This is a genomic window from Shewanella sp. 11B5, assembly GCF_002836795.1.
Lineage (GTDB): Bacteria > Pseudomonadota > Gammaproteobacteria > Enterobacterales > Shewanellaceae > Shewanella > Shewanella frigidimarina.
In genome coordinates this window covers 1-7,352 of record NZ_PJAP01000294.1, presented here as the reverse complement: position 1 = coordinate 7,352, position 7,352 = coordinate 1, and the positions used below count along the sequence as shown (strand labels likewise).

General features: G+C 41.4%; 9 protein-coding genes. All 9 read right to left on the bottom strand.

All coding sequences use genetic code 11. The annotated features are described in order from the left end of the window. Positions 1-22: 22 nt before the first annotated feature. A complete protein-coding gene (locus CXF78_RS05730; protein WP_011637224.1) occupies positions 23-256 on the bottom strand; it encodes a DUF2897 family protein in 234 nt (77 codons plus the stop codon). A gap of 76 nt (positions 257-332) precedes the next feature. Beyond that, entirely contained in the window at positions 333-1,070 is a 738-nt protein-coding gene (gene kdsB, locus CXF78_RS05725) for an 8-amino-3,8-dideoxy-manno-octulosonate cytidylyltransferase KdsB (protein ID WP_059745340.1), read from the bottom strand. Between the two features lie 88 nt (positions 1,071-1,158). Beyond that, on the bottom strand, positions 1,159-2,229 hold the full coding sequence (gene kdnB / locus CXF78_RS05720) for a 3-deoxy-alpha-D-manno-octulosonate 8-oxidase KdnB (protein WP_102036234.1): 1,071 nt from the start codon (positions 2,227-2,229) through the stop codon (positions 1,159-1,161). A gap of 71 nt (positions 2,230-2,300) precedes the next feature. Continuing rightward, entirely contained in the window at positions 2,301-3,485 is a 1,185-nt protein-coding gene (gene kdnA, locus CXF78_RS05715) for an 8-amino-3,8-dideoxy-alpha-D-manno-octulosonate transaminase KdnA (protein ID WP_011637227.1), read from the bottom strand. 169 nt (positions 3,486-3,654) lie between these two features. Beyond that, entirely contained in the window at positions 3,655-4,269 is a 615-nt protein-coding gene (can, locus tag CXF78_RS05710; RefSeq protein WP_011637228.1) for a carbonate dehydratase, read from the bottom strand. Positions 4,270-4,378: 109 nt separating this feature from the next. Further along, the gene (locus tag CXF78_RS05705) at positions 4,379-5,227 is read right to left on the bottom strand and encodes an alpha/beta fold hydrolase (RefSeq protein ID WP_102036233.1); all 849 of its coding nucleotides are present in this window, start codon (positions 5,225-5,227) and stop codon (positions 4,379-4,381) included. Between the two features lie 35 nt (positions 5,228-5,262). Continuing rightward, positions 5,263-5,973: a M15 family metallopeptidase gene (locus CXF78_RS05700; protein WP_257984850.1), complete on the bottom strand. Its 711-nt coding sequence runs from the start codon at positions 5,971-5,973 to the stop codon at positions 5,263-5,265. Beyond that, positions 5,964-7,097 (bottom strand): succinyl-diaminopimelate desuccinylase, encoded by a 1,134-nt coding sequence (dapE, locus tag CXF78_RS05695; protein ID WP_102036232.1) that lies wholly within the window; start codon positions 7,095-7,097, stop codon positions 5,964-5,966. The genes CXF78_RS05700 and dapE overlap by 10 nt, the downstream gene beginning before the upstream one ends. Then, the coding region (locus tag CXF78_RS05690; protein WP_102036231.1) for an ArsC/Spx/MgsR family protein at positions 7,097-7,352 on the bottom strand (256 nt) is incomplete at its 5' end. The genes CXF78_RS05690 and dapE, both read right to left, overlap by 1 nt.

Sequence of the window (7,352 nt, the reverse complement as noted above, 5' to 3'; positions counted from 1 at the left end):
TTATTAATAGGTCAATTGAGCATTATAACGTTTTGTCTTTGCTGTCTTTGTCTTTCTCATCTGAAGGTGCTGCTGTCAGTTTATCTTCCGATTCTGGTGAACTAGTTTCTTTGCCTTTGGTGTGCGTTTGATCTTTATGTTCACCAAATTGAGGCATTTTAAATTTGGCAGAATATTTCAATACCGCGATATTACTTGCAATAACGCCTATAACTAAAATAATAATTAGCCAAACTTCATAACCTTCAAGACTCATTGAAAACTCCTTTTAAGCTGAAATTTTCTAGCCGTGTTTTTAAGACAACAGGGCTAGAACCATACGTGTTTGGTTATTAGTCGACGGCTAAACGTAGCTCACATTTGCGAATATCTTCTGGAGTATCGACTTCTGGAGAATCAAAAGCACTGATAGCAATTTTAATTTTGTGGCCGTATTCGAGTGCGCGTAGCTGTTCTAATTTTTCGAGATCTTCAAGTCTGCCTAAAGGCAACTTAGCAAAGGCATTCACAAAACGCTTAGTGTAAGCATAAACACCTAAATGTTTGTAAACCGGATAGTTATTGGTATCGCGACCAAAAGGGATACGAGAGCGAGAGAAATACAATGCATTATGGTCATTATCAAATACCATTTTAACGTGCATAGGATCGTCTAATTCTCTTTTATCAACGATTTCAAATCCTAATGTCGCCATTTCAAATTCACCAGGGTGACGTTCAAATAGACTTATGATTTGTTCGATTGAGATAGGATCAATCAACGGTTGATCGCCTTGTAAATTAATCACTAAATCGTCATCGTTAAGACCAAGCAATGCAATGGCATCATTAATACGGTCGGTACCAGAGGCTGCATCAGGGCTAGTCATTACCACTTTACCACCAAAGGATTCAACGGCATCTTTAATGCGGTCGTCATCTGTAGCAACATAGATGCTATCGAGACCTTTTGCTAATGATGCACGTTCATAAACGTGTTGGATCATGGGTTTACCATTAATCGGGGCTAGTGGCTTGCCCGGGAAACGGCTTGAACCATAACGTGCCGGGATTAATAGAGTAACTTTCATTAATATGACCTACTTGTGGTTGTGACAATGGTATAGACAATAAATAAAAGGGCTCATAAGAGCCCTTTATGACTTAATCTGTCGTTTATTATATACGACGGAATAACTTAGTCAGCATTTCATCGGTAACTTTCTCTTCCCAGCCTTTACCGTACACGTTGTCCCAAAGTGGACCCATGCTCTTAGTAACGGCAACCATCTTAGCGATAGTTTCATCTGGCAAATCTTTACAGATATTTTTAGGCAGAGTGATGTTATGAATTTTCATCATTTTGCGGAATTCAGTCACACCTTCTGGGTAAAACTCTTCCAGCACATCAAAGGCTAAACAGTTACCAATACCGTGATGATAACCCAACACATAACCTAAACCGTAAGATACCGCATGACATGCACCAACTTGGCTATAAGCAATGCTCATACCGCCCATGTAAGACGCCATCATTAACTTGTCGTCTTTTTCTGCGTGGTCGTCTAAGAACACTTGACGACATAAATCCATAGATTTTTCGGCAAATGCTTTAGCAAACTCGTTTAAGTAAGTGCCTTGTAATGATTCTACACAATGGATAAAGCAATCCATACCAGTGTAGAACCATTGATCAGTCGGAACCCCTGCAATTAATTCAGAGTCCATGATGATTTGATCAAATACGGTGTAATCTGAGTTCAAACCTAGCTTACGAACTGGTCCGCACAATACAGCAGTACGTGATGCTTCTGCACCCGTGCCAGATACTGTTGGAATACCAATGTGGTGTATCGCAGGGTTTTTAATCAAATCCCAACCTTGGTATTCAGAAGAACTACCAGGGTTAGTGAGCATGAGTGATACAGCTTTGGCTAAGTCCATTGTTGAACCGCCGCCTAAACCGATTACGCTCACTGGTAACTTAGTGTTAAATGCTTTTACTTGCGCCGTTAACGCATCAACTTGTTCAGTTGTTGGTTCATCATCTACGTTTACGTAAATCAGTAGGTCGTGCGCTTGCGTTGGCACGCGGTCAGCTAGCGGTTTACCTTGATGTACATCATCGACAAGGAAAACGACAAAATCGTTAGCATTTTGACGTTCTTGACCTAATACAACATCAAGTTGCACAAATGAGCCACGGCCAAAGATCATTTTTGGTACACATTTAAAATTTTTAAAACTCATTACAACAGTCTCCATTGAGATAAATACTGTAAAAAGTGCTCTCAGCCTTCACTGACCGAGAGGCATCAATGCTAGGCAAAAGCGCGTTTGATATTTTCAATACGTTCAGCAATTTGCTCATCAGTCCAAGACAACTTGATCAACATCGAAATCGTTCGGCTCATGATAGCGTCAGATTTAGGTGTCAGTACTTTAGTGTAGTCAGGGCGATCAGCGATTAGCATAATAGGTAATGCGGCAGGCGCTTTAAGTTCTTGGATGTGTTTCCAATTTTTAAGGTAATGCCAGTTGTTAACATACCAGTAAAAACAACCATCAACTTTGTTGGCAGCCAGCTTTTTATTAATTTCTTGAGTGCGTTCTTCTGTTGGCATCATAAATGTTAAGAAGCCTGCAGAATCGCCATCTGGATCAGGAATTTCACGGAAGGTGATTTCAGCAATAGATGCCATTGCATCTTTAATGGTTTTCTTATTTTTACGTTGAATAGCAATGATTTTATCAAGCTTACGTAATTGTGCTAAACCCATTGCTGCATTCATTTCTGAAATACGGAAATTCAACCCCATAATTGGGTGTGATTCTGCACCACGATCATTACCAACATGGTCATGGCCGTGATCTGAAAACATGTGTGAGTGGTTATAAATTTCGCTGTTGTTAGTGACAATCGCGCCGCCTTCACCACAGGTGATGGTTTTAACTGAGTCAAATGAGTAACAACCTACATCACCAATAGTGCCCAATGCTTGGCCTTTATAACTGCCACCGATGGCTTGACATGCATCTTCTAAAATCACCAAGTTATGCTTTTTACACACTGCTTTGATTTCGTCCATCTTGGCCATAGAACCACACATATGAACAAGGTTAATGGCCTTGGTACGTGGCGTGATTACAGCTTCAATACCTTCTGGAGATAAACACAATGTTTCGTCAATTTCAGCAAAAATAGGTACAGCACCGGCCATAAACACGGCTTCAACAGAGGCTACAAAGGTAAATGGAGGCACAATGACTTCATCGCCAGCACCAATGCCCGCTGCTGCCATTGCAGTTTGTAATGCAGCAGTACCGCTTGATACTAAATGAGCGTGTTTCACGTTCATTTTTTCGCAAAGTAGTTGCTCCATGTCGCGGGTTTTCCAGCGATCATTACGCATATGGTCGAAGTTATAACGGAAGGTAAAACCGTTCTCCATTACGTCAGCAACTTCCTGCTTTTCTTCAGGACCAAATAATTCAAAACCAGGCATGGAAATCATCTCCTAAAAATTCTGCGCATAGTAGCGCTAAATAAACTGGATGATTATAACGTTCTTCAGTGGTGGTTCGCGACTTTTATTGCATATTTTTAATAACAATAAACAAAGGCCTGCTAAATAACAGGCCTATTAAAAGTGTAAATGGAGATAGAAGGCAAGGTTATGCTAAATTGCGGCCATGAAGACGGTCAATTGTCACGTCTAAATCTGTGAGTAATCCGTTATTAATTCCGTAAATCCAACCATGTATTGCTACATCTTGACCACGATCCCATGCTTCTTGAACTATGTTGGTCGACACAACATTTGACACTTGTTCCATTACATTAAGCTCACATAGGCGATCAAAACGTGCTTGTTCACTCATCGATTCAAGAGCCTCCTCGTGAATACGATAAATGTCGCGTAAATGTCCGAGCCAATTGTCAATCAAGCCCAATCGCTCTTTATTCATTGCTGCACGAACACCACCACAGCCATAATGCCCAACGACCATGATGTGCTTTACTTTTAGCACATCAACAGCATATTGCAGCACTGATAAACAATTTAAATCTGTGTGAATGACCATATTAGCGATGTTACGGTGAACAAACACTTCACCGGGTAATAAGTCGATAATCTGATTAGAAGGCACTCGGCTATCTGAGCAACCAATCCATAAATATTCTGGGTTTTGTTGTTTTGCCAGCTGCGCAAAAAAGGTAGGATCTTCTTTGTTGATCCGTTCAGCCCAACGGCGATTATTATCAAATAATGGTTTAAGAAGTTTCATGAGCGCTCGAATTAGGTCGTTTTTTACCGGTAAGGTATTACAGGTAATATGTCATTTTGTAATGAGTATATCAGCAATGTTGACGGATCTGGTCTATCCATTGAGGTGATTAATTAAAATTAACTTTACTCAAAAAATCAACAAGATGCTGATTAAAAATGGCTGGTTTTTCGATGTTAGCTAAATGACCAGCTTGTTCAATGTGCAATAATTGACTGCCATCAATACAGTCATGCATTAAATAACTTTCTAGTGCAGTACGCAAATAACCACTTAATCCTACCGCCACTAAAGTCGGTAATGTTAATAACTCAACCGATTCGAGTGTGTCTCGTTTGAATATGGCCATATTGGCAAACTTCAGTAACGCACTAAGTTGTGCGCTAGAGTAAGACGTTAATTCAGCGTTAAACTGTGTAACTCTTGTCGCCAGATTAGGGTCTAGACTGATCAATTGCTCAATATCTTTACTAAAAAATAACGTGCTAATGGTTTGTGCAAGGTCGGCTGATATTGCTTGTTCGTTGGCAACTTGAGCCATTAACCCTTGGTATTTAACGCAATTAACTTGCGGTTCAAACCCCACAAAACTGTTTAACATCACCAAGCCATTAATACGAGCCGGTGCATGTAAAATAAGTTCAGCTGCAATTGCGCCGCCACTACCATGACCTACGATGGCGGCAGAGTTGATTTCAAGCTTATCCATTAACGTTAATACGTGTTGAGCCACATCTTGTAAATTTTCAACAGATTCAGGGATAGTGGTGGTTTTACCATGACCCCAAAAGTCGATGGCGATGCATCGATACTGTGATGACAGTTGGTCAATTTGCGATCGCCACATCGTGCTATTGGTGAGTAAGCCATGACAAAAGATAACAACAGGTCCATGCCCTTCATCCAAGTAATACAGTGGTTGATTATCAATTTTTATGTGATGCAGTAAAGTGGACATAACAGACTCATTTAAAGAGGAAATGCGCGCAGACACTAAGCCGGAGAGGGCGCAACAAAGAAAACATAATGATTAACTAACTCTGTTAGCCGTTCAATTAAGGGTGATTTTAACGATATTTCTGCCGCAGACAACACTTTTGCAAATTCATCAGCGCTAAATTGCTCCAACAACTCATTAGCGACAGGAAAATAGCTCATGTGCCATGGCTCAGGACTAACACCACTTAAATCCGGCTGATAGGGAAAATAAAATCCAAACTCAGTAGCATGCGAGATAAGCCATTGATGTAGATGAGCACAAGGGCCATCGGCTGTATATTCTGCAGTGATTAACTGCAGTGCTTGTTTGCTAATGTTATTCGCATCATATATATCGAAATCGGTGCCCCAATGATGCCGAGATGCGCCAGGGAGTGCAGACCATATCAAAATGGTATCAATCAGTTGTTGTGGCGTGAGTGACGTAAACTTAACTGGATTTGAGTCTTGGTCGAGTAATGGTCGCTGACCTGTGGCTTTGGCGTTCCAAATACTTAATTGACGATCAAATGGTCTATATGCAGAACATATTTGTACATTAAACCCCGCAGCAGATGCCGCGTTCTGCAACTGCATAAATGCAGTTGCAGTGCGTTGTTCAAGCAAAAACTGTCCGATTGAAACTAAATGTCGACTGTCTAAACCGTATAATTTAGCTTGCTCGCTAGGGATATCAATCGAACAAAGCAGTGAGCTTATTTGCACAATAGCTTTTCCAAAATGCGTTCATAGCAATTAGCTAATATTTCTAAGTCGGCTACGTTGACGCATTCATTCACTTTATGAATTGTCGCGTTGACTGGGCCTAACTCCAACACTTGTGCGCCAGTTGGTGCGATAAAGCGACCATCTGAGGTACCACCTGAAGTTTGTGGGTCGGTTTCATAACCTGTGACTTCGTGAATCGCTTCTCGTGTGGCATCAAGCAGTGGACCGTCACCCGTTAAGAACGGTAAACCATTAAAAATCCAGTTGATATCATAATCTAAGCCATGAGCATCAAGAATACTCACCACCCGCAGGATCAATTCTTCTGCGGTCACTTCGGTAGAGTAACGGAAGTTAAACATCACGGTTAATTCACCGGGGATAACATTCGATGCACCAGTACCGCCATTAATGTTAGCAATTTGGAAACTGGTCGGTGGGAAAAACTCATTACCATTATCCCAATGCATTTGTGCGAGTTCAGTTAGTGCTGGAACCGCTTTATGAATAGGGTTGTCGGCTAAGTGTGGATAGGCAACATGGCCTTGAATTCCGTTAACGGTTAAGTTGCCAGTCAAGCTGCCACGACGACCATTTTTGACGACATCACCTAATTTATGAGTTGAAGAAGGTTCGCCAACTAGCGCCCATGTCATTTTTTCATTACGAGCTTCGAGCGTATCAATAACCCGCGTGGTGCCGTTTATAAATGGACCTTCTTCGTCACTGGTAATTAAATAAGCAATAGAGCCATTGTGGTCTGGATGTTTAGCAACAAATCGTTCGGTCGCTATAATCATCGCGGCTAACGATCCTTTCATGTCTGCCGCGCCGCGACCATGTAAATAGTTATCAATAATGGTCGGTTCAAACGGAGGAGTATGCCAACGGTTAAGATCGCCAGTAGGCACCACATCGGTATGACCTGCAAAGCAGAAAACCGGATCACTGTTACCGCGTCTTGCCCACATATTGGTGGTGTCTTCAAAAACCATCGGTTCAATATTAAACCCAACAGCGGCAAGGCGATTGGCCATTAAGGTTTGGCAACCCTCATCCAATGGTGTTACCGATGGGCGTGATATCAGATCTTTTGCTAATTCAACTACATCATTATTCATTATGCGAACCACGCTTGGTATTGAGCTAGGTTAAAACCAACCAGTAATTTATCGTTGTTGACCAGAACCGGGCGCTTAATCAATGTTGGATGTTGCACCATTAATGCTATGGCTTTGTCTTGAGTGATATCCGTTTTTTCAGCATCAGTCAAACCACGAAAACTGGTGCTGCGTTTGTTAAATAAGGTTTCCCAACCGACAACATCAGCCCACTGCGTAACTATGGTTTCATTTAGACCATCTTCTCGGAAGTCG

Bases quoted from the DNA above. Each gene is read 5' to 3' on its own strand.
- CXF78_RS05730 (WP_011637224.1), bottom strand. From the start codon at position 256: ATGAGTCTTGAAGGTTATGAAGTTTGGCTAATTATTATTTTAGTTATA.
- kdsB (WP_059745340.1), bottom strand. From the start codon at position 1,070: ATGAAAGTTACTCTATTAATCCCGGCACGTTATGGTTCAAGCCGTTTC.
- kdnB (WP_102036234.1), bottom strand. From the start codon at position 2,229: ATGAGTTTTAAAAATTTTAAATGTGTACCAAAAATGATCTTTGGCCGT.
- kdnA (WP_011637227.1), bottom strand. From the start codon at position 3,485: ATGCCTGGTTTTGAATTATTTGGTCCTGAAGAAAAGCAGGAAGTTGCT.
- can (WP_011637228.1), bottom strand. From the start codon at position 4,269: ATGAAACTTCTTAAACCATTATTTGATAATAATCGCCGTTGGGCTGAA.
- CXF78_RS05705 (WP_102036233.1), bottom strand. From the start codon at position 5,227: ATGTCCACTTTACTGCATCACATAAAAATTGATAATCAACCACTGTAT.
- dapE (WP_102036232.1), bottom strand. From the start codon at position 7,097: ATGAATAATGATGTAGTTGAATTAGCAAAAGATCTGATATCACGCCCA.